Origin of the sequence: Shewanella sp. SP2S2-6, from assembly GCF_031931965.1 — a bacterium.
GTDB classification, from domain to species: Bacteria; Pseudomonadota; Gammaproteobacteria; order Enterobacterales; family Shewanellaceae; genus Shewanella; species Shewanella baltica.
Genome location: NZ_JAUOEQ010000001.1, coordinates 258826 through 283842, shown reverse-complemented (window position 1 = coordinate 283842; position 25017 = coordinate 258826). Strand labels below are relative to the sequence as shown.

29 protein-coding genes are annotated in these 25017 nt (G+C 44.6%); 13 read left to right on the top strand and 16 right to left on the bottom strand.

Features of this window, described 5'->3' with window-relative positions; genetic code table 11:
- Positions 1-182 precede the first annotated feature (182 nt).
- Entirely contained in the window at positions 183-881 is a 699-nt protein-coding gene (locus tag Q4Q57_RS01195) for a YggS family pyridoxal phosphate-dependent enzyme (protein ID WP_012197408.1), read from the bottom strand.
- 35 nt (positions 882-916) lie between these two features.
- Between Q4Q57_RS01195 and Q4Q57_RS01190 the strand changes: the two genes are divergently transcribed.
- From Q4Q57_RS01190 to hemH, 4 genes are all read left to right on the top strand, one after another.
- Positions 917-1954: a type IV pilus twitching motility protein PilT gene (locus Q4Q57_RS01190; protein WP_006082517.1), complete on the top strand. Its 1038-nt coding sequence runs from the start codon at positions 917-919 to the stop codon at positions 1952-1954.
- A gap of 9 nt (positions 1955-1963) precedes the next feature.
- On the top strand, positions 1964-3076 hold the full coding sequence (locus tag Q4Q57_RS01185; protein WP_006082516.1) for a PilT/PilU family type 4a pilus ATPase: 1113 nt from the start codon (positions 1964-1966) through the stop codon (positions 3074-3076).
- 187 nt (positions 3077-3263) lie between these two features.
- On the top strand, positions 3264-3803 hold the full coding sequence (locus Q4Q57_RS01180) for a glutathione peroxidase (RefSeq protein WP_037392614.1): 540 nt from the start codon (positions 3264-3266) through the stop codon (positions 3801-3803).
- A 32-nt stretch (positions 3804-3835) separates the two neighbouring features.
- The gene (gene hemH / locus Q4Q57_RS01175; RefSeq protein ID WP_311889335.1) at positions 3836-4849 is read left to right on the top strand and encodes a ferrochelatase; all 1014 of its coding nucleotides are present in this window, start codon (positions 3836-3838) and stop codon (positions 4847-4849) included.
- 88 nt (positions 4850-4937) lie between these two features.
- Here hemH and ruvX read toward each other — a convergent pair whose 3' ends face one another.
- The 4 genes from ruvX to Q4Q57_RS01155 all read right to left on the bottom strand — a co-directional run bounded on the left by ruvX (position 4938) and on the right by Q4Q57_RS01155 (position 6848).
- The gene (gene ruvX, locus Q4Q57_RS01170) at positions 4938-5363 is read right to left on the bottom strand and encodes a Holliday junction resolvase RuvX (protein WP_220592405.1); all 426 of its coding nucleotides are present in this window, start codon (positions 5361-5363) and stop codon (positions 4938-4940) included.
- 29 nt (positions 5364-5392) lie between these two features.
- Complete coding sequence (locus Q4Q57_RS01165) at positions 5393-5956, bottom strand: YqgE/AlgH family protein (RefSeq protein ID WP_006082512.1); 564 nt, start codon at positions 5954-5956, stop codon at positions 5393-5395.
- Between the two features lie 66 nt (positions 5957-6022).
- A complete protein-coding gene (yciH, locus tag Q4Q57_RS01160; RefSeq protein ID WP_037391075.1) occupies positions 6023-6352 on the bottom strand; it encodes a stress response translation initiation inhibitor YciH in 330 nt (109 codons plus the stop codon).
- 178 nt (positions 6353-6530) lie between these two features.
- A complete protein-coding gene (locus Q4Q57_RS01155) occupies positions 6531-6848 on the bottom strand; it encodes a hypothetical protein (protein ID WP_311889332.1) in 318 nt (105 codons plus the stop codon).
- A gap of 178 nt (positions 6849-7026) precedes the next feature.
- Here Q4Q57_RS01155 and Q4Q57_RS01150 point away from each other — a divergent pair, with 178 nt between their 5' ends.
- Positions 7027-7587: a DUF4136 domain-containing protein gene (locus Q4Q57_RS01150; protein ID WP_006082509.1), complete on the top strand. Its 561-nt coding sequence runs from the start codon at positions 7027-7029 to the stop codon at positions 7585-7587.
- Between the two features lie 361 nt (positions 7588-7948).
- A complete protein-coding gene (locus Q4Q57_RS01145) occupies positions 7949-8590 on the top strand; it encodes a trimeric intracellular cation channel family protein (RefSeq protein ID WP_106649937.1) in 642 nt (213 codons plus the stop codon).
- Between the two features lie 72 nt (positions 8591-8662).
- Here the strand turns inward: Q4Q57_RS01145 and tpx are convergent, their stop codons facing one another.
- The 3 genes from tpx to Q4Q57_RS01130 all read right to left on the bottom strand — a co-directional run bounded on the left by tpx (position 8663) and on the right by Q4Q57_RS01130 (position 10830).
- Positions 8663-9256 (bottom strand): thiol peroxidase, encoded by a 594-nt coding sequence (gene tpx / locus Q4Q57_RS01140; protein ID WP_311889331.1) that lies wholly within the window; start codon positions 9254-9256, stop codon positions 8663-8665.
- Positions 9257-9379: 123 nt separating this feature from the next.
- Positions 9380-10207, bottom strand: a complete 828-nt coding sequence (locus Q4Q57_RS01135) for a mechanosensitive ion channel family protein (RefSeq protein WP_006082505.1) — start codon at positions 10205-10207, stop codon at positions 9380-9382.
- 32 nt (positions 10208-10239) lie between these two features.
- Positions 10240-10830 carry an OmpA family protein gene (locus Q4Q57_RS01130; protein ID WP_311889330.1) on the bottom strand — a complete coding sequence of 197 codons (591 nt, stop codon included), beginning with the start codon at positions 10828-10830 and terminating at the stop codon, positions 10240-10242.
- Positions 10831-11174: 344 nt separating this feature from the next.
- On the opposite strand from Q4Q57_RS01130, the gene ltaE reads away from it, so the two are divergent.
- Both ltaE and Q4Q57_RS01120 read left to right on the top strand, forming a co-directional pair.
- Positions 11175-12188: a low-specificity L-threonine aldolase gene (ltaE, locus tag Q4Q57_RS01125; protein WP_311889329.1), complete on the top strand. Its 1014-nt coding sequence runs from the start codon at positions 11175-11177 to the stop codon at positions 12186-12188.
- A gap of 191 nt (positions 12189-12379) precedes the next feature.
- On the top strand, positions 12380-13855 hold the full coding sequence (locus tag Q4Q57_RS01120) for an HDOD domain-containing protein (protein ID WP_311889328.1): 1476 nt from the start codon (positions 12380-12382) through the stop codon (positions 13853-13855).
- Positions 13856-13998: 143 nt separating this feature from the next.
- On the opposite strand, the gene Q4Q57_RS01115 is transcribed toward Q4Q57_RS01120, so the two are convergent.
- The 6 genes from Q4Q57_RS01115 to Q4Q57_RS01090 all read right to left on the bottom strand — a co-directional run bounded on the left by Q4Q57_RS01115 (position 13999) and on the right by Q4Q57_RS01090 (position 20264).
- On the bottom strand, positions 13999-14631 hold the full coding sequence (locus tag Q4Q57_RS01115; RefSeq protein ID WP_311889327.1) for a nuclear transport factor 2 family protein: 633 nt from the start codon (positions 14629-14631) through the stop codon (positions 13999-14001).
- Positions 14632-14655: 24 nt separating this feature from the next.
- Positions 14656-15480 carry a zinc-dependent peptidase gene (locus Q4Q57_RS01110; protein WP_311889326.1) on the bottom strand — a complete coding sequence of 275 codons (825 nt, stop codon included), beginning with the start codon at positions 15478-15480 and terminating at the stop codon, positions 14656-14658.
- Positions 15481-15614: 134 nt separating this feature from the next.
- The gene (locus Q4Q57_RS01105; protein ID WP_311889325.1) at positions 15615-17354 is read right to left on the bottom strand and encodes a GGDEF domain-containing protein; all 1740 of its coding nucleotides are present in this window, start codon (positions 17352-17354) and stop codon (positions 15615-15617) included.
- Positions 17341-18744, bottom strand: a complete 1404-nt coding sequence (locus Q4Q57_RS01100) for an extracellular solute-binding protein (protein WP_311889483.1) — start codon at positions 18742-18744, stop codon at positions 17341-17343. Before Q4Q57_RS01100 ends, Q4Q57_RS01105 begins: the two co-directional genes overlap by 14 nt.
- A 250-nt stretch (positions 18745-18994) precedes the next feature.
- On the bottom strand, positions 18995-19462 hold the full coding sequence (locus Q4Q57_RS01095) for a CopG family transcriptional regulator (RefSeq protein ID WP_311889323.1): 468 nt from the start codon (positions 19460-19462) through the stop codon (positions 18995-18997).
- The gene (locus Q4Q57_RS01090) at positions 19422-20264 is read right to left on the bottom strand and encodes an AAA family ATPase (RefSeq protein ID WP_311889322.1); all 843 of its coding nucleotides are present in this window, start codon (positions 20262-20264) and stop codon (positions 19422-19424) included. Before Q4Q57_RS01090 ends, Q4Q57_RS01095 begins: the two co-directional genes overlap by 41 nt.
- Positions 20265-20791: 527 nt before the next feature.
- Between Q4Q57_RS01090 and Q4Q57_RS01085 the strand changes: the two genes are divergently transcribed.
- The 5 genes from Q4Q57_RS01085 to Q4Q57_RS01065 all read left to right on the top strand — a co-directional run bounded on the left by Q4Q57_RS01085 (position 20792) and on the right by Q4Q57_RS01065 (position 23448).
- The gene (locus tag Q4Q57_RS01085; protein WP_107946904.1) at positions 20792-21262 is read left to right on the top strand and encodes a GNAT family N-acetyltransferase; all 471 of its coding nucleotides are present in this window, start codon (positions 20792-20794) and stop codon (positions 21260-21262) included.
- A gap of 161 nt (positions 21263-21423) precedes the next feature.
- On the top strand, positions 21424-21633 hold the full coding sequence (locus Q4Q57_RS01080; RefSeq protein WP_006082494.1) for a DUF3820 family protein: 210 nt from the start codon (positions 21424-21426) through the stop codon (positions 21631-21633).
- Positions 21634-21759: 126 nt separating this feature from the next.
- On the top strand, positions 21760-22062 hold the full coding sequence (locus Q4Q57_RS01075) for a hypothetical protein (RefSeq protein ID WP_006082493.1): 303 nt from the start codon (positions 21760-21762) through the stop codon (positions 22060-22062).
- Positions 22063-22234: 172 nt separating this feature from the next.
- On the top strand, positions 22235-22756 hold the full coding sequence (locus Q4Q57_RS01070; protein WP_311889317.1) for a GNAT family N-acetyltransferase: 522 nt from the start codon (positions 22235-22237) through the stop codon (positions 22754-22756).
- 167 nt (positions 22757-22923) lie between these two features.
- Positions 22924-23448: a GNAT family N-acetyltransferase gene (locus tag Q4Q57_RS01065; protein ID WP_311889316.1), complete on the top strand. Its 525-nt coding sequence runs from the start codon at positions 22924-22926 to the stop codon at positions 23446-23448.
- Positions 23449-23705: 257 nt separating this feature from the next.
- Here the strand turns inward: Q4Q57_RS01065 and Q4Q57_RS01060 are convergent, their stop codons facing one another.
- The gene (locus Q4Q57_RS01060) at positions 23706-24416 is read right to left on the bottom strand and encodes a pirin family protein (protein ID WP_311889315.1); all 711 of its coding nucleotides are present in this window, start codon (positions 24414-24416) and stop codon (positions 23706-23708) included.
- 12 nt (positions 24417-24428) lie between these two features.
- Entirely contained in the window at positions 24429-24872 is a 444-nt protein-coding gene (locus Q4Q57_RS01055) for a DoxX family protein (protein WP_259213105.1), read from the bottom strand.
- Positions 24873-25017: the final 145 nt, after the last annotated feature.

The following is a 25017-nucleotide window of genomic DNA, read 5'->3' as shown; positions in this document are numbered from 1 at the left end:
TAACAGACTCACCTTAAATCAAGATGATAAAACGGTTAGTCATTTGAATGTCAGAGCCAGATTAGTCGGCTCTCGCTAATTGATCTTAAATGTCGTGAACTTAAATACAGTATTTGGGCATAAAGCGCTAAAAACAAGGTCAAGCTCGTACACTGACCTCGAACTTCATGCCTCGAGTGAGTTTACGCAGCGTAATTGCGCTCACCAAAAATGGCACTGCCAATACGCACCATAGTTGAACCGCAGCTAATCGCTGCATCTAGGTCATTACTCATCCCCATGGAAAGCGTGTCTACATTGGGGTAATGTGATTTAAGTTCTTGAAATAGATTGTTTAACATAGAAAACTCTTTAAGCTGTAACTCAGTATCTGCAGTAGCCGTTGGGATTGCCATTAGGCCTCTCAGTGCAAGATTAGGTAACTGAGCGATAAGCTCTGCCAGTGGCAGCATTTGCGCCGCATCTATGCCAGATTTTGTGTCTTCAGCACTGATATTAATTTGAATGCAGATGTTTAATGGCGCTAATTCAGCTGGACGTTGGTCATTGAGACGTTGGGCAATTTTGTCGCGCGAGACAGTGTGCATCCAATCGAAATGCTGGGCGACTATGCTGGTTTTGTTGGATTGGAGTGGCCCGATAAAGTGCCATTCAATGTCCGGAAAATCCCCCTTGAGTGCGATAATTTTCTCCGCACCTTCTTGGACATAGTTTTCGCCAAAGCAACGCTGACCCGCTTGATAGGCTGCTATAATGTCTTCAATAGGTTTGGTCTTGCTGACGGCAAGTAAGCGAATACTGCTAGGTTGGCGGGCACATTTTTGCGCCGCTTGTGCGATCCTGCGCTGGGCGATTGCGAGTCTGTCTGCTATTGTTGTCATGATGTAATTATCTAGTTGCAAGGATATCCCAAACGATGGAAATCACTGAGTTATTAGCATTTAGTGTAAAACACAAAGCCTCGGATCTACACCTTTCTGCAGGGATATCTCCCATGATCCGTGTCGACGGTGAAGTGAGAAAAATTAACCTGCCCGCGCTCGATCATCAAGGCGTACACAGCCTAGTGTACGACATAATGAATGATAAGCAGCGCAAGGACTACGAAGAACATTTAGAAATCGATTTCTCGTTCGAAGTCCCTAATCTTGCACGCTTTCGTGTTAACGCATTCAATCAATCCCGTGGTGCTGCGGCCGTATTTCGTACTATTCCTAGCGACATCTTGTCACTTGAGCAATTAGGTGCGCCGGAGATTTTTAAAAAAATCGCCAGTTTCCCTCGGGGATTAGTCCTAGTGACTGGGCCAACAGGTTCGGGTAAGAGTACCACACTTGCCGCTATGGTGGATTACGTTAACGAAAATCGACACGATCACATCTTAACCATTGAAGATCCTATCGAATTCGTACACCAAAATAAGCAATGTTTGATTAACCAGCGTGAAGTTCACCGCCATACCCACAGCTTTAATGCGGCGCTTAGAAGCGCACTACGTGAGGATCCGGACGTGATTTTAGTCGGTGAGATGCGTGACCTTGAAACCATTCGTTTGGCGATGACCGCTGCAGAAACAGGCCACTTAGTGTTTGGTACCTTGCATACCACCTCTGCCGCGAAAACCATTGATCGTGTGGTCGACGTATTCCCCGCCGGTGAAAAAGACATGGTGCGCACTATGTTGTCGGAATCGCTGCAAGCGGTTATTTCGCAAACCCTGATTAAAAAGGTAGGCGGAGGCCGTGTCGCCGCCCATGAAATCATGATGGGTACTCCCGCTATTCGTAACCTTATTCGTGAAGACAAAGTGGCGCAGATGTATTCGGCGATTCAAACCGGTATGGCCCACGGAATGCAGACCTTAGAGCAATGTTTACAGAACTTAGTCAATCGCGGTCTTATCACCCGTGAAGATGCAATGGCGAAGAGTTCGAATAAACAAGCGACATTTTAAGGATTTATGATGGATGTTCTTCCGTTTTTAAAAGTGATCGTTGAGCGCAAAGCCTCCGACTTGTTTATCACAGCGGGTTTTCCGCCGAGTGCCAAGATTGACGGTGAGTTGCGTCCCTTGGCCGAAAGTGCCTTTACTCCGGCACAATCACTGGATTTTGTTGAATCCTTAATGACCGAAGCGCAGAAACAAGAGTTTCATTCGAGTCGTGAATGTAACTTCGCTTTTGCGGCAAAGGATTTAGGTCGCTTTCGGGTAAGCGCCTTCTGGCAGCGTGAATCGTCAGGCTGCGTGATGCGCCGTATCGAAACTAAAATCCCTGACGTCGATGATTTAAAACTGCCACCTATTCTGAAAGATCTGGTGATGAGTAAACGTGGCCTCATCATTATGGTAGGCGGAACGGGTACGGGTAAGTCAACATCTCTGGCGGCCTTGGTGGGATATCGTAATGGTCATGCTCGTGGTCATATTCTCACGATTGAAGATCCAGTCGAATTTGTTCACGACCACAGAAAAAGCATTATCACTCAGCGTGAAGTGGGCATAGATACTGAGTCTTTCGATGCGGCGCTAAAAAGCTCCCTTCGCCAAGCACCCGATGTGATCTTGATTGGTGAAATTCGTACCCAAGAGACGATGGAGTTCGCCCTGTCGTTTGCGGAAACAGGCCACCTCTGTATGGCAACCTTGCATGCCAACAACGCCAACCAAGCATTAGACCGCATTATGCACCTCGTGCCTGAGAGTAAACATCAGCAGTTATTGTTCGATTTGTCATTGAATTTGCGCGGTATTGTGGCGCAGCAATTAATCCCAAAAGTCGATGGCACTGGGCGCCGCGCCGCGATTGAAGTATTGATTAACACCCCAAGGGTGGCGAGTTTAATTGCGAAGAATGAGCTGCATTTGCTCAAGGAAACCATGGCCAAATCGAATGAGCAGGGCATGCAGACGTTCGATCAAGCCTTGCTCAAACTTTATGTCGATGGCGAGATTAGTTACGCCGATGCGCTGCACCATGCTGATTCACCGAATGATTTACGTTTGATGATTAAGTTGCAGAATAAAGAATCCACTGGCTCAGGATTTATGGAAGGTGTCACCTTAGACATGGACTAACGCGAGAGTCAGGTTCTAGGTTAAGCAGCTCTTTATGAGCTGCTTTTTGTTGGTGTCGTTAGATTTTCGTTCAGCTCAATCGGTTTTACTTCATCGCTATGCGGTCGTTAACCATAGCTTTTATTTTTTAATTCAATATGATCTTTACCTAGTACGTTTACGTAATGTACCGGTAAAGGAGAAAGCAATGAAAAAATTACCTATGATATTCGCTATGACAGCGAGCTTGATGAGTGTTGGCGCTATGGCTGCCACTTGTCCTGAGTATTTGAACCTTGAAGTACGAAAATTACATTCTGAAGAGACAGTTAATCTGTGTGAATTGACTCAGGGAAAGCCAGTGTTGATTGTTAACACTGCGAGTAACTGTGGTTACACCCCGCAGTTTAAAGCGCTCGAAGCATTGCATGAAAACTATAAAGACAAAGGCTTAGTGGTTATTGGTTTCCCATCGGATGATTTTTTCCAAGAAGAAAATGATGAGAAAGACACGGCTAAGGTGTGTTACATCAATTACGGTGTCACTTTCACTATGTTGTCGACTTCAGCTGTGCGTGGCAGTGACGCCAATAGCGTATTTAAATACTTAGCCGAGAAAACCGGTGCGCCTAAGTGGAATTTCTACAAGTATGTCGTTAGTGGCGATGGCGCGGTTGTGCAACAGTTCAATTCTAAAGTGAAGCCAGATAGCGAAGAGCTTAAGCAAGCAATAGAATCTGTACTTTAATCTTATAAGTATTTATTAATTAAGAGGCTGTTTTGGCTAAATTTTCAGGCTTATCCAAAGAAGTTGGACACGGACAACGCGGCAAAGTGGGCGTGCTGTTATTAAATTTAGGTACGCCAGATGCACCCACAGCATCGGCTGTTAGGCGTTATCTAGCTGAGTTCTTAGCAGATCCTCGCGTAGTCGAAATCCCTAAATTAGTGTGGATGATGATTTTACACGGGATCATTTTGCGGGTACGCCCAGCAAAATCGGCGGCGTTATACCAGAAGGTATGGACAGCGGCCGGCTCACCGTTAATGGACATTAGTTTGCGTCAAACGGCGAAGTTAGCGGATAAACTTAACGCCGATAACCATGATGCTTCTGTCCATTTAGCAATGCGTTATGGTAGTCCATCGGTCGCCAGTACATTGCAAACTATGCATCAAAATGGCATTGATAAAATCGTGGTGTTACCCCTGTATCCTCAATATGCGGCGCCAACTACGGGTTCTGCTTTTGATGCTATTGCGGCTGAGTTGTCTAAATGGCGCTATATTCCATCGTTGCATTTTATTAATACTTATCATGATAATGCTGATTTTATTAATGCGTTAGCCAATTCGATCTCGACTGATTTTAAAGCAAATGGTAAACCGCAAAAATTGGTGTTGTCTTACCATGGTATGCCTGAGCGTAATTTGCATTTAGGCGATCCGTATTATTGCTTCTGCATGAAAACGACTCGACTAGTTACTGAAAAGCTTGGGTTAGGTAAAGATGAGTTTGTGATGACATTCCAATCGCGTTTTGGTAAAGCTAAATGGCTACAACCTTATACTGATGCGACTTTGAAAGCGTTGCCGCAACAAGGCGTGCGCGATATTGCTATCGTTTGCCCCGCTTTTAGCGCCGATTGTTTAGAAACGCTGGAAGAAATTGTTGGTGAGAATGGTCATCTCTTTGCCGAGGCGGGTGGTGAGAAGTTCCGTTACATTGCTGCACTAAACGATGATGATGCGCACATTACTATGATGGCCAACTTAGTGAAGCCACATTTTTGATGCGATAATTTATCGGGTTAAACATCAAACTGAAAAGGATAAGGCAACTTATCCTTTTCTTTTTTCTGTGGTTTTATTTATTGTGGCATTACTTGCCGAAGTTATTTTCGAAGTAGCTTTCAATAATCAGTACGGCAGACACAGCATCGACTTGGCCTTTGGTGAGCGCCTTGAATCCGCCTAACTCGAATAATCTTGCCTTAGCATCGGTAGTGGTTAATCGCTCATCTTGAGTGGCGATTTTGACTTTGAACTTAGCATTGATACGGTTCGCAAATTTACGCGCCCTGTGGGTCATATCTTGCTCAGTGCCATCCATGTTTAAGGGCAGACCAACAACCACTAGGTCGGGTTGCCACTCTTTGATTAAATCGCCTATTTGATCCCAGTTGGGTATCCCATCGACGGCTTTAATTGACAATAATGGCGTGGCGCTAGCGGTGATTTCTTGGCCTATAGCCACACCAATACTTTTAGTGCCAAAATCAAAGCCTAATACGGTTTTCGAATTCATAGTGTGCTGACTTATATTAAGAAATAGGCTTAAGCGTGACCCGCTTGAGCTGAAACCTGCCAAGCATCAAATCCAAGAGCTCGGCTGGCCTGTGGCCAACGGTCTTCGTGTTTAATGTCAAATAAGAGTGCATTGGTTGCTGGAATCGTTAGCCAAGAATTATCGGCAAGCTCTTGTTCGAGCTGATCTTTGCTCCATCCAGCATATCCTAAGGCGACGAGGAATTTCTCTGGCGATCTGTTGCTTCCTATCGCGGTTAACACATCGCGTGAGGTAGTTAGCATTAAACCACAACCCAGATCTGTGCTGTTGGCCCAATAGGGCTGAGAGGTATGCAGTACAAAGCCACGATCTTGGGAAACGGGTCCGCCCATCATGACATTGGCATTGAACGCTAAATCGGTGGAGACTTGCTCAGCTGGCAAATCCATTTGTTCTAATAGCGAATTAACTTCGATACCGAGCGGTTTATTGATCACCAGTCCCATGGCGCCTTTGGCATCATGTTCACAGATATAGATGACTGAGCGTTCAAAAAACGTATCGTGCAGTGAAGGCATGGCAATTAAGAAATGGTTCTGCAAACTCTCCATTAAACTACTCCGTTCGATGTGGCTAAGTTGATCTAGCATGCTGCTATATTGCTAAGTCGGGCGAGATTAACCGCCAGCTAATTTAACTTTGTAGTTCTGCTTCTCAAGCAATAGCTTTAATTGCTCGCGGTTATCGGTTTGGACCTCAATAGTGAAATCTTTAACCGTGCCACCACAACCACATTGTTTTTTAAGGGTTTGAGCCATTGCTTTTAACGCGGTTTCATCGAGACCTAGGCCTGAGATAATCGAAACGCCTTTGCCTTTGCGGCCCTTACTGTCTCTATGGATCCTGACTATACCGTCGGATTCAGGAATCGCTTTAGTGAGGGGCTCTGCATTAATACGGCCTTTGTCGGTGCTGTACACTAAGGATACATTAGGATCTGCTTTCATAGATTTCATTCATTGGTGTTAAAAGATGACTTATACCCGTTGAGTTTATCAAATTTGCAGGGGTTCTGGGAGGTAAAAAAAGACCACTTGAGGATTATCCTTAAGTGGTCTGAACAAAATGCTAACTCTTTGCAGGGAAGTAAGCATATTTTTGAAAAAGGGAGCGTTTTCAGCCGTTTTAATTCATGCGCATAAAGACCATGACGATCAGCGCCACTGCGGTCAGTAAGGCGCTGGGCATAATAAATTTATGCAGCTTAGGTAACGCAATTAAGCAGGCGGTAGTCACAAAGCCGAATGCGGTGACTGTCGCATAATTAGTGCCATTCGCGACGGTATCGATGACCAACCAGCCAAGTACAATAAGAGGTAAAATCAGTAAGCTGACAGGCAAATGACGCTTTATCTTAGCGTTATTGGCCTCGAGTGAGATTTTTTCTGGCGCAAGGAAGAAAATGGCTGATGCAACCAAAAACGCGCTAATAAACCAGTACATTTCATTACTCCCTTAATCTCAATTGATAATCATTATCATCTTTGGTTTTGCTGAAGTCAAGCTGAATGAGATGCTGCTTTTTAATCAATTGAGTTGTAGATCAGATGATTGCTCTGTAAGCTAAATTCATATCTCTGATACTTGTCTTTGTTCAGTTTGAACATCTGAGGAAATTAAGATGAAAAATATTTTTGTAGCTTTAGCCGTGCTGGCATTAAGTGCCTGTAGCTCGATGAAGTCAGGTTGGGACTATGATCCTAGCGCCAATTTTACTCAATATAAAACCTATGCTTGGGTTGCTCAGAAAGCCGATTCAGCTGGATATCATCTTGATGGCTTGATGGATCAAAGAGTAAGAGAAGCGGTGAATAGTCAGTTAGCGAGTAAAGGCATGACATTAGTCGATGCGAAAGACGCTGATGTATTAGTTAACTACCTGACCAAAGTCGATAAGAAAATCAATGTTGATACCTTCAATAGTAATTTTGGCTACAACCCATACTATGGCCCAGGATGGGGTTGGGGCGGCAATATGCAGACCCAAACTACAGTGAGAGAATATGAAGTTGGTACTCTGATTATTGATTTAGTTGATAATAAAACTACTAAGCTTATCTGGCGTGGTTCTGTTGCCGATACCATTCGCGACAAAAATACCCCTGAAGAAAGAGTACAGATCATCAATCAAGCTGTGGGAAGTGTGATGGCAAATTATCCCCCTAAGCCTGACACTAAGTAGTTCTGACTCAGTTTGAATGAAAATTAAGCGGCCAGAGGGCCGCTTTTTTGTGGCTGATTTTTATGCGTTTTGCCCATTCGATTAGATGATCTGCAGTTATTTATCATCTGATTGAATTTACGTTATTAATACTTATTAAAAATTTTAGTTATCTAAATAGTCGTGAGAAGTAGTTTTACGTATAACTGGCTATTTTGTTTGCAATTTATACAGTGCTATTTTGTGGTTGTAGGTGATGGCAATCTATTATTGATTAAATGATGAATTAATTTTTCTAATGATTAATTCAAAATAAAATCATTATAGAACTGAGGGTTTCTCAGGCAGAATCTGTTTCTTTACCTGGTTGGCAGTAGTAAAGATGCATGAGACGCAAATTATTGGATTACTTTGGTTGATTGGTATTATTGCCGAGGCTATGACGGGTGCTCTGGCGGCGGGTCGTAAGCAGATGGATTTATTTGGTGTGGTAATTATTGGCTGCGCAACGGCGATTGGCGGCGGCACACTAAGGGACATGATGCTCGGTAATTATCCGTTAATTTGGGTTGAGCATGTGCACTACCTCATTGCGATTGCGTTTGCTTCGTTGCTCACTGTCGCTATCGCCCCTGTGATGCGTTATTTATCCAAGTTGTTTTTGGCTATCGATGCCTTAGGCTTAGCCGTGTTCTCTATCGTGGGGGCGCAGAAGACCTTAATGCTGGGATTTAGCCCAACAATTGCAGTGGTGATGGGATTGGTGACGGGTGTCTTTGGTGGCGTTATCCGCGATATCCTGTGTAACCAAGTGCCTTTGATTTTTAAGAAAGAACTCTATGCGGTGATTTCACTACTGACGGCAGGCTTGTATATCGTTTTAAAAGCCTATCAATTAACCGAGTGGATTAATCTGGTTATTTGTCTGAGCGTTGGTTTTAGCTTGCGGATGTTGGCGCTGCGTTATCATTGGTCTATGCCGACCTTTGATTATCAGGCCAATGGCGATCAGCACACACATTAGATCGTAAAAAATCGTAGATAGACAATCGTAAAACAAAAGGGCAGCAAAGGCTGCCCTGTTTTTAGTGGTAAATTACTGCTGGGCTTGAAGGGTTTTCAACGCTTCAAGTGCAGCATCATAGTTAGGATGCTCGGTGATATTAGGAACTAACTCTTGGTATTGGAGTTTACCTTCGGCATCTATGATGAAAATAGCTCTCGCGAGCAAGCCGTAATCTTGAATCAACAAGCCATATTTTTCACCGAAATCACGCCAGACAGAATCGGATAGTACTTTGATTTTATCTACGTTTTCTACTTTGCAGAAACGTTTCTGTGCGAAGGGTAAATCGGCACTGATGGTTAGCATGACCACGTCATCGGAAAAATGGCCCACTTCGCTGTTGAAACGTTTAGTTTGTAGTGCACACACGCCCGTATCTAAGCTTGGTACGGCACTTATCAGCACGGTTTTACCCTTAAAGTCGCTAAGCATGACTGGCGCAAAATGATCATCAACCACTTTGAATCCTGGCGCCATTTGCGACAGCTTAGGTAACTTGCCTTCCAAGGTGACGGTTTTTTCACCCATAAGAACCTGGGTTTTCTCACTGGCAAGCGCATTGGGACTCATCAGCACTAAGCCATAAATGCAGCTGGCGGCTAAAAATGAAACGTATTTTTGCATTGGATTTCCTCGCACATGAATATCTGTGCCTTCGCTAATATCTGTCCTTTAAGGTACGCTAAAATGCGATGCAGAACCATAAAAAAAGGCCGGCAATTGCCGACCTTTGTTATTCATTTAGAGTTATTTGCTGAGTGGCAATTCTTTGACATGAATATCCATTTGTGGGAATGGAATACCAATATCGGCTGCATCTAATGCATTTTTGATTTGCTCAAGCAGTTGGAAACGAGCCGTCCAATAATCAGCCGTTTTTACCCAAGGACGAACCACGAAATTAATTGAAGAGTTCGCTAATTCAGCCAGTCCAACCGTATATGATGGATCTTTTAACACATATTGGTTGTTGTCTAAAATCTCAGTTAAGATTTTCTTCGTGAGTGCGATATCGGCAGAATAAGACACGCCAATCACTAAATCGATACGGCGAGTATCCATTGCCGAATAGTTAGTGATAGTGCCATTCATGATGGATGAATTTGGCGCCACAATAACCTTGTTGTCTGGTGTGCGAAGTTTGGTTGAGAATATAGTAATTTCATCAACAGTACCGGCAATGCCAGCGGCTTCAATATAGTCACCAACGCGGCAAGGGCGGAATAACACCATTAACACGCCCGATGCGAAGTTAGACAGAGAACCTTGTAGCGCTAAACCCACAGCTAAACCAGCGGCACCGATAACGGCGACCAATGATGCGGTTTGTACGCCAATTTGGCCTAAGGTGGCAATCACTGCGAAAACAAACACAATTGCCCAAGCGAGGTTTGCGACAAATGAAACAACAGTCGGATCAACTTTACGGCTGTTCAGTAATTTACGAACCAGCTTTTGTGCTACGCCGGCAAAGTATTTACCAACAAAGAAAATGATAATGGCAAATAAAACTTTTAAGCCATAAGTCACAATCAGATCCGGTGCTTGCTTTAATAAACCTTCAAGGTTTTCCATTGAATAACTCCCTAAATATACGCTAACTAAAACTATTTATTATTGACGATAAATTGTACTCGTCGATTTAAACTGCGCCCTTCGCTAGAACGGTTGTCCGCTACAGGTTCAGATATACCTTTACCCATTACGGTAAAGCGATTTGGATTAAAGCCATAATCTTCAACCAAAATACGTTTCACATTTTGAGCGCGCTGAAGTGACAACTGATAATTAAACTCAGGCGTGCCAACGATATCCGTGTGACCCACTAAGGTTAATGCGACATCATTCGCTGCTAAATATGCTTTCACTAAGGCTAAAGTTTTCCATTGCGAAAAGTCAACTTCGGCAATGGCAAATTCAAAATACACCACAGCGGTAGAAATATTATGACAATCTGCGCTGAACTCAGCATTGGGATTGCTCGTACTACAATCTGCCGATGCAGTCGCTTCCACCTCGACCTCTTCAACACAGCCATTGGCCATTACTTGCGTGTCTGGCGCTGTGTTAGGGCAGGCATCTTTGATGTCAGGCACGCCATCTTGGTCAGTATCAGACCAAGCGAATACTTGCGATGTTAGGCTTAAACTTAATAGTAAAATTACCAGCTGAATCCATCGAGATTGGGAGTTTTTCACTACAAATCACCTATTGAACGATAAGTACTAGTCAAAATTACTAAAGTGATCGCATGGTTGTAGCATGACCATCTTAGTGCGGCATTCTATCGACTTAGGCGCATTTCGCCAAGTGAAACGCGCTCACGTGTCGACTCGTCGACAGACATATATCGGCAATATCTTGAGTATGTTTATGTTTTTATGAGTTCTAGCAACTATTCAGATTATCACTTCGCCCATGTATTCACGTTTGAAGTCAGTAAAATGCTTAGTAAGCATGATGATAAACTATACAAAATAAGCCTTTGGCGCTAGAGTCTTGAGCCAATTAAGCGCCAACCAAACCTTAAGTTGAGGACGAGATGATAGATTTACGCAGTGATACTGTTACCCAGCCAACAGCCGCGATGCGATTAGCCATGTCCAGAGCCGAAGTCGGTGACGATGTTTACGGTGATGATCCCACGGTAAATAGTCTGCAGGATATGGCTGCAGAGATGTTTGGCTTTGAAAGCGCATTATTTACCTGTTCGGGTACGCAGGCGAATTTATTGGCTTTGATGGCTCACTGTGAGCGCGGTGATGAGTATCTATGCGGCCAGCAGGCCCACAATTATAAGTTCGAGGGCGGCGGCGCCGCTGTCCTAGGCAGCATTCAACCTCAACCTTTAATGAATCAATTAGATGGCACTATTGTATTAGCCGACATTGAAGCCGCAATTAAGCCTGATGATATCCATTTTGCTCGTACTCGTTTGCTTAGTTTAGAGAATACGATTGGCGGTAAAGTGATCCCGCAAAGCTATTTGGCGGATGCGCAGGCATTAGCCTTTAATCGCGGATTAAAAATTCATTTAGACGGTGCGCGAGTTGCTAATGCTGCGGTGGCGCAGAATATCGCGATAAGTGATATCACGGCGCACTTTGATTCTGTGTCGATTTGCCTGTCCAAAGGGTTATGTGCGCCAGTCGGCTCATTACTCTTAGGTGACGAGCGTTTGATTAAGAAAGCCATTCGTTGGCGTAAAATGCTTGGTGGCGGTATGCGTCAAGCTGGGATACTTGCAGCGGCAGGTAAGCTTGCTTTAACTGAGCAAGTGCAACGACTGAGTGAAGATCATGACAACGCGGCGTATTTGGCTCACCAGTTGGCAGAGCTGAGTGAGTTCGACGTCGATTTAGCCGCAGTACAAACCAATATGTTATTTGCCAAATTAGCGCCTAAAGTTGATGCGGATTTATTGGCAAAACACTGTCGAGCGGAAGGCATTCTGATAAGCCCTGGGCGAACGATTCGGCTTGTGACTCACAAAGATGTCAGCCGTCAGGATATAGATAAAGTGTTGCGTGTTGTTAAGCAGTACTTCACTGCCTAAACGCAGCTTGTTTTTAAACCTCTAAATGCCCGAGCTTTGTCTCGGGCATTTTTATTGGCGGGTTTAACTAGGTGTTGAATTATTGAACAATTAACTGTTGATTGGTAAAAACAAGCCTTAGACCACGGGCGAAATATGTGTGCTTATCTATACTCAAAACAACAAGGTTTTATTGCTAAGGTAAATTTGGGTTGAAGCCTAATAACAATACTAATAAAGGGGTCGATTATTGGACAAATCGGATCAGTGAATTAGAAATGCCCGCACTGTGTTCGACTGTTAAATCGCTAGAAAAGCTCGCCAAGGATGACGTTTCCTCTCTCGCATTACTTGGGCGTAGCGTGATGCACGATAACGCCTTAACCTCTCGTATTCTTCGAGTCGCCAATAGTGCTATTTACCATAAAGGAAGTAGCCAAATCTCCACCGTTAGCCGCGCCGCCATAGTGCTTGGTTTCGATGCGGTGCGAAATATCTGTATTACAGCTAAGTTACTCTCAAGTTTGTTGGAGAGTAAAAATCTCGCGCCCAATGTCTATCAAAGGTTAATTAAGTTGATGGCCAAAGCATTTCAAGCGGCCATGATGGCGCGGATGATGTTGAGTCATCATGACGAGGAGATGCAGGAGGAAGCCTTTATTGCCTCTTTGTTGTATCACATCGGCGAGAGCGCTTTTTGGAGTATTGGGGGCGAATTTACCGAAGAATTAGATTTAACGCTCTGCCAATGTGAAACGCCCGCCGAAGAGAGAAGTGCTACCCGTGAAGCCCTTGGTGTTTCTTTTTTGCAGCTCACCCAGAGTATTGCCCGCAATTGGGGATTGGGGGAGTTGCTGATCCAAGCATTGAACTATCCAGAGGAGCAGCGGCCAGATATTCGGGCTATTTTTCTTGCCGATAAGCTCTGCGACATTTTATCGCAACCCGTTCTCGATAAGCTGGAGTTAGCAAAGCGTATGACTCAAGCGGCGAGTTTTACAGGGCTAGAAGAAAATGAGTTTTTGTTGCGGATGCAACGCTGCGCGAATGCGACCCATAAGTTGGCAGAAGTATACGGTGCTAAAGTGTTACTCGATTACTTGCCCGATCCTAAACGTATTGTCGCCGCTGAACCCGATCTACCTCCCATTCCGTTAGATATGCCAGTCTATCAAGTTAACTTGAATATTCAGTTAGCTAAGTTGCGTGAATTGACAGGTTTTGCCATTAATAAAGCTGATTTTAACCAGATAATGCAGACGGTTCTTGAAGGTATTCTTGAGGGCGTGGGTGTTGACCGCTGCGGTGTTTTGTTGTTATCGCCCAGCCGTAAACAGCTCCAACCTAGGGTGATATTGGGCCGTGATGCCGATTCGATAAAACAAGAGTTTATTATCGATTTGAGTGACAAACGTGGGCTATTTCATCAAGCGATGGAGCATAAGGCGCCACTTTGGGTGGATGATCCCAGTTCCAAAAAATGGCAGGAGCAGTGCAAGGAATTGCAGGCGCGGCATGTATCACGGCAGGGCTTTTTACTGGCGCCTTTATTGATCGACAGCAAAGTGATCGGGTTTTATTACGCTGATCGTGGCCCTTCACAAAGGGCGTTTGAAGAAGTGGATTTTCAAAGTTTTATCCACTTCTCCCAATTGGCGAATGTGTGTTTTACCGTGTCCTTAAGATAGCGTTTGCTTTTAGCAGCTTTATCTTAAAGCTGCTTTTTTTAAACCGTACAATTTGAAACCGAACAATTTGAAACAGCGATGCTATCTAAATCTCACTTTTATAAATTGTACGCTTTCGAAACCCTATTCGGCGGAGTGCGGCATCATTGTTTATTTGCGGCTTTGATCTCGGCGGTGATCTGTTTCGCTATCTCATTGGGGATTGGGAAACTTAAGTGGTATTGCGCAATTTTCCAGTTGCCATCGGTTTTGATCAAAGTACCGGTTCCTCGACTGACACCATAGGCGGGGCTATTCAATAACTCGTCGAACAATATGACGTCGCCATGTTGGATTAAATGCCGCTCCGTTAAATCATAGCGCCAACCTTTTGTAGGGCGGGAGTAATGTTCAAATTCCGCCATTCCCCAACGCTCACTCGCATCCGTCCCAATAAAAATGCCGTCTTTTCGGTACAGGGCAAAATACTTATCCCAATCGGCATCGCTTGAATATTGGTTGAGTAAATCCAACACCTGAGCTGCCGCTTGTTGATCTGGACTCGAAGCCGTTTGAGCGCTTTGTACTTGCGTATTTTGTGCTTGAGCGCTTTGTATTGGCCAGTCCTGTGCCTGTGCGCTTACATTAAGGCCGCCGAGCATTAACGCACTGAGCAGTAACCCTAAGCTAATGCGAATAATATTAGTGGCACGACTGGCTTTAGTCGCGCGACTCATATTAGCGGCGCGATTAACAGTGGTACCTTTAACTGCGAATGCATGAGTGTCTTTGAGCATTTAGTGTGCCTCTACTTTTATGGGTTAATGCCAGTTTATCGGATCGAGTTGATAAAAGCGGCTCAGTTCCCGATACAAGTCTGGGTGTTGTTGGTAGAAATCCTCTGGCTTTTCAAAAAAGACTTCAGTAATAACGGCAAAAAATTCAGCGGGATTCGTCGCACCATAGTAATTAAATAATGAGGGCGTGCCAAAGTTCGCGCTGTGCTGTAATTGGGTGAAGGCTTTACTTAGCACTTCGGACCAAGTGCTGTAATCGGCAAAATGTTGCAGTATCGGCGCTCCATTAGCTTGGCCGTCTTCTTGATCGAGCTGATGGGCAAACTCGTGGATCACGACATTATTGCCATCGTGGGGATCTGCGGCGCCGTCTAAGGTATTTTTCCACGAGAGCACCACTTTGCCGTATTCCCAAGATTCGCCCGCCAGCACATTGCGCTGTTCCCACACAATACCGCTGGTGTCTCTATGTTGATTATTAACGATAAAGGCATCGGGATAGACCAAAATTTGTTTCAGTTTGGGGTAAAAGTCTGTTTTTCGATTGAGCAGCAGGAGGCACGCCTGTGCTGCGATAGTGACTCTCACTTCATCGGTGATCTCGAAATCATCGCAGCCAACAAACTCCTTTTCATCGATGAAGATTTGGATAAGCCGTTTGAGCTGTAGCTGTAAATCTGTCGGTAACGCATGGAAGTAAGGCAGTCTTTTTTTGAGAATGCTGCGCCATTCTTTTGGAAAAGGTTTGGCCGTGATCCGGCGGCGGTGCAAGGTTTTACGCCAACGACTTGAAAGTAGCCAAGCAATTGCCCCGACTCCGAGGATAAGCGTGATAACAATAGCGAGCATACTTTCCCTGTTCTAATCCTGATTATCTTAATATTAGCTAATGGGGATGAAGAGGGCTTAACTCAATCCTTTGCTGAAAAAAGAAGCGCGGTTGTTGCCGCGATTGGCGGCTAAGGGATAGACGAACCGGGGGGTTAGGCATAGTGAATGGGTTGGCAGAGGAGGGCCTCGGTGCGGTTACGCCCCGTCAGTTTGGCATGATAAAGGGCTTCATCGGCTCGATTAATTAAACTATTCGCATCCAGTAGTTGCGGTAGCTGCCAACAGGTAATCCCCGCGCTGATGGTAAGTATGCCCGAATGGGGAGAGTCTTCATGGGGGATTTCTAAGCTGATGATTTTCTCACGCAACTGTTCGGCAAATAGATAGATATCCTCGAGATGACTCGATGGCAGCACTAGCATAAACTCTTCACCACCATAGCGGGCAAGTATGTCAGTTGGGCGTTTTAAGAGGGATTTTGCGGCGTTAACAATTTTCTGCAGGCATTGGTCGCCAGCGACATGGCCATATCTGTCGTTAAATTGTTTAAAGTTATCAATATCAAACAAAATGATGCCCAGAGGCATATTATGATCCCTGGCATACTCGAGTTCTTTTTGGAGTTGCATGTCTAAATAGCGACGGTTGTAGCAGCCCGTTAGTCCGTCGGTTTCCGCCATTCCTTTAACTTGCGCCGCATAGCTTTTGAGTGTTTCTAATGAACTCACCATTTGCTGCAGCTCTAGGTTATCGGTGACAGGCATACGGGTGTCGAGTTTTTCATGGGCGATGGCATTCATGGCATCTCGCGTCGCCATCACAGGCTTGATAATCCCCTTAGTGATAAAGTGCCAGCTGGTGAGCCAGATGAAGAAGCAATACAAAATGCCACTGCAGAAAATCAATATGATAAATGCGGTGCTGTCACTTTTAAGCTCGCCGCCCGTTTGTTGGATTTCATTTTCGACTTGGTTAACCAGATTCTGGGTATAGGTCGCAACTATTTGCGCGGCATCGGCTTGGTACTCTAAATGCGCATTGGCTATATAGGTACTTTTAATGGCCTTGCGGGACAGTTCAAATAGGTTATCTTCACCGACCATGGTCTGCTTTATTTGCGATAACAAATTGAAATATAAACCGGTATCCCCGTTAATCCCTTCGAGAATCGCCTCCATATTTAACAGTAGCCGCATCGCTTCTCTTTGGGTGTGGTTAAGCTCAACTAGATTGTCGATAATTTTTACTTGAGAGAGGCTGGTAAATAAGTGTTCTCCCAAATGACTAAATTGAGACAATTGCTGATTGGTATTGATGTTCACCGAAATCTTGTCAAAATTTTTCAGCTTAAGTTGACGTTCAGAATCGGCATTGATACGGTGAAATTGGGTTTGCATTTCATCGGTAAATCCCGATGCCATTGAAGTTAAATTGGCTTGAATATTTGCCGCTTGTAAATTGGCTTGAAGGGCGGAATCGGTTAACTCGCCAAGTAATGGCAACTGTTGTAAATAGTAAAGTTGAATATCTAACGCGTGATTCAATTCTTGCTTACTGACTGCAGAGGTTTCAATGGACGTCAGTAATCGGGAGTCATTAATTAGTCGTTCCCACTGCGCCGAGAGTTCACTCAATAGACGAAGTCTTTGTTGTTCATTATCATAATGATTAAGACGCGCTGTGATGATTTGGAGTTTTTCACTGTTTTTTGCCAGTTGTAGCGCAGTGGTGACTTTTACCACATCGACGCCCACCAGTTGCTCAATTTCTGATTTCAGTTGCTGAGACAGTAGTATCGCAACAACACCATTAAACAGCGCCATGCCCACTATGATATAGAAGGCTAAGGTTATTTTTTGTTTTAGGCTTTTCAGCGGCTTAGTGCTTGTCATTAGTTTTCTTGTCAATCGCAGGTACCTCTCCATAGGTATTTTGGAGGTGTTTTATCTCTGCACTTAATTTAATAAAAATATCCTCGCTGTCAGCTGGCATGCGGCTAGCGCGATAACATGCATGGCTGAGTTCAGGGTAAATCTGTCCCATGGCTGTACTGGTAAAATGCCCAAGTTCTAACACCTTAGTTGACCAAAACATATTCGCGATATGGCTTGCTTCGAATGCCCCCGCTATGGTCCTTAATGATTCACTTTTAAATTCGTTGGCGGTCACAACATCCATACGACAGGGGTTACCGCCGCCCAAGGCATAAGCGTGTTGCGCCTCATAGGTGCCCATATATTTGATGAGCCAATAGGCCGCTTGGGGATTTTTGCTGTCATAACTCACGGCAAAAGCATAGGCGCCGTTATAGGGATAACCGCCGGGTACTTGACTCACAGCAAGGCGTGCGCCGGGAATATTTTGCACAACTTTGAAGGATTTATGCCACAAATTATTGTAAGCGAAAGGCCACATTGCCGCTTGCCCTGTGGCGATTGCATTGGCAGCCTCATTGAAGGCAAATTGCTCGTTAGCAGGTACGGCATAGGGCATTAATTCGCGATAAAGCTTAGCGGCTTTGATGGCCTCATGGTTGATAGTCGGCACCTCAAAATGACTGATCTTTTTTTGTTCATTATAAATTGGCTGCATCCAAGCGCCGCCTAAGCTCCAGATCATGCTGGAAAATTCATCGTTAATATGTGGCTTATCACCCGACATTAGCGCCAAGCCATAAAAGTCGTGGGTTAACATTTTATCCGCCAACATAGTGCCCGCTTTACGGGTGAAAAACTGGGCTTGATCCCGTAACTCGGTTAAGGTTTTTGCTGGTGCGAGCGGGTAACCGAACTGGCTCTGAAAATGTGTTTTTTCAGTGTTATTATCGAAGAGGTCGGCTCGGTAATGATTACCCATCACATAGTTATTGTAGGGAATAGCATGGATTTCTCCATGGTAGGATAAGATGTTCAGTAGCGATGGGTAATAGGGTTCTAGGTATTTCTCCATGGCCTTTTCACCGTCGGGATCGTAGAGTTTTGCGAGTTCGACTAAAGGGACTGTGTAGCCATTGGCTGCCCATTCTTTTGCCCAGCCAGCTTCCATCGTCAGCAAGTCGTATTTGCCTGAACCTTGGAGTAAATCTTGGGTCTGCAAATTAAACATACTATCGAGTTCGGTGCTGATCACTTGCACTTTTACACCGGTTTTTTCAGTGAATTTAGGCAACATTTCTTGCGTTAAATAGTCGGTCCAAAATCCCTTTTCTGCGACTAAGGTGATGGGCGCTTTGTTCGTGAGCGGCGGGATTTGTGCCAATGAAAACTCAGCATAGCAGGGCATTAGAAACGCAGCGCTTAAACAAAGACAGATAAGTTGGTTTGGCTTTCGCAAAAAATACACCTTAACGTTACTGATTCACTGTGAATAAATAACACTTATTTATCATTCTGTACATTTAAGGATAGGTGGGATCAGCACTTATGCCGCGATTATATTGTGGTTTTTATCTTGGTTTTTTGTTCTTGAGTAAAAAAGCCGATAACCCGAGCTTAGCTGAGTTACCGGAAAAGGGTGGGAGTATTGCGAAGTGTTAACGGTTTTGGCGCTGTTGTTCTCGTAATTGCCTCAGGGCAATGGGCAGCTCGTAATGTTGTTCAATCAAGAATCGGAGCAGTTTCGATTTGGAGAGTGTGCTGTCTTGCGACAAGGTCGCGAGCTGGCTAATAGCCGCTTCGCTGAGTGAAAAGGTTGCCTTGCGATAGTGAGTTTTCGCCTCAACGTTTGCTGGCGATAAGACTTCTGTCCCTAAGCTCTGTTTATGCAAGATCAGTACATTGGAATGATTCAGCCCAGTGTCAGTTGTTATGTTAGTGAACGTTTGGTCAGCGGTTTTAGCGTTCGTTGTCGCTGTTTCAAAAGCGAAATGACTGCCTTTTGTCTTATTAGGACTTTGTCCCATTGCATATAAGTTGGCTGCCTCAATAAACTCATCTAACGAAAGCGACGGCTGTATGTTGCTAGATGGCATAGCGTTTTTCTTGAGGTCGCTGAGTCCCATTTTGCCCCCTTTGTTGAGTGGTAAGGTGAGAGGGTTGAGCTTGATGGTGCAAGCCATTATTGACCAAACAATTATTTATCAAACCATTGTGCATCTGACCTTTACCAGTACTCTGAGCAAGCTTTGCAGGGTGTAGGTTGTCTTCTAAACTCGCGGCGCAATCGACTTGGAACAATTCACAGGCAATAGTACGGATTTCTTCTGCGGCCTTTCCGCTAGGGTCGATTTCAATCACTGATAGTCCTGACTCTTCGCTGTCATCATACAGATTACGGCAGTAGGTTATTGCATCAAGGACGTTGATATCATAGGTTTTACAGACTTCTTTGGCTTCTAAAATTCGGTTAGCTTGATTCGGTAAACTTGGGCATTGGGTAATCACAAATGAAGCCTGTAGCTTTGGATTTATCATCTTACAAGTCGCGACGATATCGTCCATGTGGCTAACGGTTTTCAAATCGCGACGCTTAGGTCTTAAGGGCATTAAAATGTAAGCGGCGACAGACATGGTTGCACGTAGCGCTAAGTTATCTTGACCACCACAGTCGACTATGACGACATCATAATGTTGTTCAAGACTGAGCAAGTCATTACGGATCTTGCCGTAAAGCTGCACGCAATTGATGCTGGCCAATTTGGGATTATTGTTCCTTGCCTGGATCCAATCTGATGTGGTGCGTTGGGGATCGCAGTCCACCATAATGACTGAGGCATTGCATTCTGTGGTTAGAAAGACAGCTATGTTTTGGGCTAAACAACTTTTACCGCTGCCGCCTTTTTCTCCGCCGATTAACACTATCATGACGCATTCCTTAATTCTTTTGATGACCCTTGGGCAGCGAGTTGATGAGTTGGGAGCCACACCGTTTTTGTGCTCGAAATCGAATGTAAACCTTATGTTAACCTCAGTCAATTGGCTGATTTTTTGACGGTTTTTGATTAAATTGTCAGCAATGGTTTTTTGTCAGTATCTGGTCACGTGCCGTTAATTTGACAAGTAATAGTTGAGGAATAATTTGTGAGTGATATTTTTAAGTTTTTATTTTTAAAAGGTTTAATTTGAGTGGTATCAAGTTGCAGGCTTGTTTGTTGCAATCTATGCCTGTTCACAAAATCTGAATTCTGACTTTTTATTTCTCTATCGGTATAAATGTTAATTTTATATTGCTAAATGTTATTAATGAATCCGTGTAAAGAATCGACTTCTCAGTCGAAAGTGGTCTTGTTTGGTGAGGAGCTTGTCATCAAACTGCCAAATGCTGGCTTTATCATCTCTTAGACTGCCGTCTAAATCGCTTGCAATTTCAACCATGAGAGAAGGGATGCCAAATGGATATCAAAACTATTATGCCTATTAAGTTTGAACTCGTTGAAACAGCACCGCTATTCCATGAATTACTCAATCTGCGTAGTGCCGCTGGCCGCCCTTCGATCGGTGTTGAGCTTGCGGATGTGCAGGCACTGTTTTGGGTCTCTATCCGATTGAGTGACAATGCTGAAATGGAGCATGCTGGCGCGGGAGTCGCTAAGTCTAATCTGTTAGCTACGGCGTGTGTTTACGGTAATAAGCCTGGGCATTTGGCCATTGAGGATTTTATCGTGTTGCCTGAATACCAATCCTATGGACTGGCGAAGATCATGCTTGAGCGAGTGATGGACTTTGTCGATGGACACGCAAGTTCTGGGACTTGTATCAGTATTACCGCCCATGGCGAGTCTGAGCGTTTATGCAGTGAATATGGTTTTCAATATGCGCCATGCGCTAACTTAGGGCCAAATCTATTAAAGATTGTCGCTTAGGGTTCTGCGTGGAGCATTTTGTGCGTCGATGATGCCAACTTGGCCTTTGGGCGTCGGGTCACTTTTGTGTGCGTTTTTGTATAAGCTAACGGCGACATTGATTGGCTTATGTTGTAGCATCCGTGGGATTATCGGGATGAACCTGCACGAGATAACAATTTATGGATCAGCAACTACTCATCGACGCTGTAAATCAAAAAATGCCCTTTGGTAAGTACGCTGGACGTAAGTTACTCGAATTACCTGAACCTTATTTGGTGTGGTTCCATAAGCAAGGTTTCCCCCAGGGGAAACTCGGTGAGCAATTAGCCCTAATGTACGAAATCAAGCTTAATGGTTTAGAAGGCATGCTAAAACCGCTGTTGAAATGAAGTTCCCGTCTTTTAAGAAAAATACTGCTTTTGCGATAAGTGTTGTATTTCGTGATAGAGATTAGCGATTTATTGTTTTTAGCGTGCTTTAATGCAGCATATTAGCAAAACAAAAGGAACGCAGGCATGATGGCAAAATGGGTAAAATTAGCGGCGGTAGCGACTTTAGCGTTAGGCATGTCAAGTGCTTGGGCTCAAGGTGTCACCCACGAGGGTACTGTTGTTGATACGATGAACGGTGGTGGTTACACCTACGTACAGATTAAAGAAGCTGACACCACTTTTTGGGCTGCGGGTCCTCAAACTGAAGTGAGTAAAGGCGATAAAGTGGCTGTGGTTGAACAAATGTGGATGAACGAATTCACCAGTAAAACCTTAAACCGCACCTTTGATAAGCTGTTATTTGTCGGTCAAATCGATAAGAAGTAACAGTAACGAGTGCGCTAACCTGTGCGCCTCTTTAAGCAAACGGCTTCGATATTATCGAGGCCGTTTTTGTTTCTAACCATTAAAACCGCAAAATTTGAGCCTATCTCGATTAAGCGAAACGCGGCAAAAAAGCACTATTGCTAGCGGTTATGACTCAACAGAGAACAATTAAGTGACGGCGTTTGAACAGTTTGAGATCCAGCCTTACCAGTCATGTTATGCCCGTGAGGTGAGCGAGTTAGTTCATCTTTGCGTGCATAACATCACCCATGCTCGTTATTCACAGGCGCAACTTACCGCTTGGTCTGCGGCGCCAAGATCGGCTAAACATTGGGATTTGCGCTTAAACCGCTCGAAGGCGTGGGTGGTATTAGTCAAAGACGCAGCGACAGCTTCTCCAATTTGCTGCGGTTTTATCAATGTCGAAACCCATTTTGCCCACCAAGGTTATGTAGACAGCTTATATATTCATCCAGATTATCAAGCTAAGGGATTGGGTGAGCGTGCCTATCTTGTTTTAGAAGCGTGGGCTAAGGCCCAAGGCTATGCGCGCTTGAGTGTGGACGCATCTTATCTGTCTAAAGGATTGTTTACTCGGATGGGATTTATCCAAATACAGCGCAGTTATCAGCAAAAACTTGGGCAAGTGATCCCAGGCTTTTATATGGAAAAGAATATGGAACAGAATGTTTAGCATTGGCTCACTAGGGGTTAACCCAAAAAGTAATGTAAGGTATTCCATAGTAAAACATTAGCTTAACGCCGTTGCGTGACTCGATTTAAGTTAAATCAGCGCTATTTAACTTAGATTAGAATACGGTTAATCTTAAGCTATTAACAATTCAAGATGGAGGGCAGAGAATGAAGATCCGACTATTTACGCCATCGGATGTCTCGCAGTTGGCGGCGATCTTTGAGGCGAGTGTGATGCAAGGCTCTGGCGAGTTTTACTCGTTTGCCGAGCGCTCAGCTTGGGCTTATATCGAAGGAGAGATCCGCAGTGAGCACTATTGGCTCGAACGCTTAAAGGGCACCACGATTTGGGTGGCTGAAGCGGATAACATGCTGGTGGGGTTTATCAATCTTAAGATAGGTGCCGACAGTGAAGTTGAAGCCGCTGCCGAAGTGGAATGTCTGTTCGTGCATCCCGAATATGCCCGTTCTGGGGTGGCCACCTCTTTGTATTTTGCGTTGTTTGAAGAAGTTAAAATTTTAGCGCTGAAACGATTAACGGTTGAAGCATCCTATCTCGCGCGACCTTTTTTTGAGAAACAGGGGTTTCGCAGTATTCGTCGTAATGAACATAAGCGCTTTTTGAATGCGGCGGATAAAGCACAGGGCCAAGCCCAAGTCTTGGTTAATTTCAGCATGACACTCGCGCTATAACTCAGCGTATCAAAGTGCAGATCTGGTTCGCTCAACGAGGCCGTTAGCACTGCTTTTATAACATCGCCTTATAACATGGCCATCAAAACGCCAATAAAAAACACTGCCAAAGATGACTTGTGGCAGTGCTGCTAGGTGAGTGCTTATCAAGCTGGCATGTAATCACTGACTCAACGGTTTGCTCAATGACTTACTTAATCGTTTGCTCAATCGTTAAGCAGCTGTACTGAGTGGTTCAGTTAAGCCATTCGCTGGTATTACGCGTTAGCAGACAAGTCGAACACTAATGCGGTGACTTGGCCGCTTATTGCCGTAAAGTCGATACTGGCGAGTTGGGTCAGATGTGCGCCGTCCCCCGCCGTGAGTGTTGTGCCATTGATATCCAGCGTACCTTCAATCAATTGAACATACAGATGACGATCCGCTTGAGCGGCGCTTCTGGCCATCGTCACTTTTTCGCCTTCGCTTAATACTAAACGATATAAGGTTGCATCCTGTTGCACTTTCAGCGTGCCGTTTTCACCGTTTGGTGTCACCACAGCCGTCAGCGGTGAGCTCTGCTCGAATGCCTTTTGCTGATAACCCGCATCTATGCCTAAGGTATCTGGGCGGATCCAAATTTGTAAAAAGTGTAGCGGCTCAGTATTAGAAGCATTGAACTCGCTGTGGTAAATACCTTTACCCGCCGACATTAACTGAAACTCACCTGCGGGTAAGGTCTTGATATTGCCGAAGCTATCCTTGTGAGCGATAGTGCCGGATATCACGTAACTGATGATCTCCATATCTTTATGACCATGGGTATCAAAACCTGCGCCGGGCGTTACTCTGTCATCGTTGATGACTCTTAGGGATGATATCCCCATGTGCTCTGGGTCATAGTAGCTAGAGAAAGAGAAGGTATGTTGACTCTTTAGCCAGCCTAAGTCTGCTTGACCGCGGTCCTGTGCTTTTCTTAATGTGATCATCTTGCTTCCCCTTTATTTGATGCGGCTAGCGAATAGGTTATCGATAGCGAACTTACCGGCACCTGAAACCGCCAATGACACTGTGGCTGCTAGTAGGGCGAGACCAAATTCGTAACCGTTGTTGGCAAGGAACAGACCGTTGCCTATGTGTACTGAGAAAATCGCTATTATCATAGTGAATGACAATACGAGGGCGGTTGGGCGAGTCAGCAGGCCGAGTAACAGGAATAGGCCGCCGAAGAATTCACTTGAACCTGCCATCAGTGCCATTAAGTAACCTGGCGTCAGACCAATGGATGCCATCCATTGTCCAGTGCCTTCTAAGCCGTAACCACCGAACCAGCCAAACAGTTTTTGTGAACCATGGGCGATTAAGATAATCCCGATAGGAATACGCAGTGCCAGTGGGGCAAGACTAGGGGCTGATTTGAGTGTTTTTGCGATGAGTGCTTTCATGGGGTATTCCTTATTTCAAATTATTTAACAAGTATTTAAGTGTGTTGTTCAATCAGTTTTAACTCAGTTTTTAAATCTGTTCTAACTTAACTTTACTCAGTATCTACATCCGATTTCGGCAGTGAGTTCCGTAGAACCTCTCCAT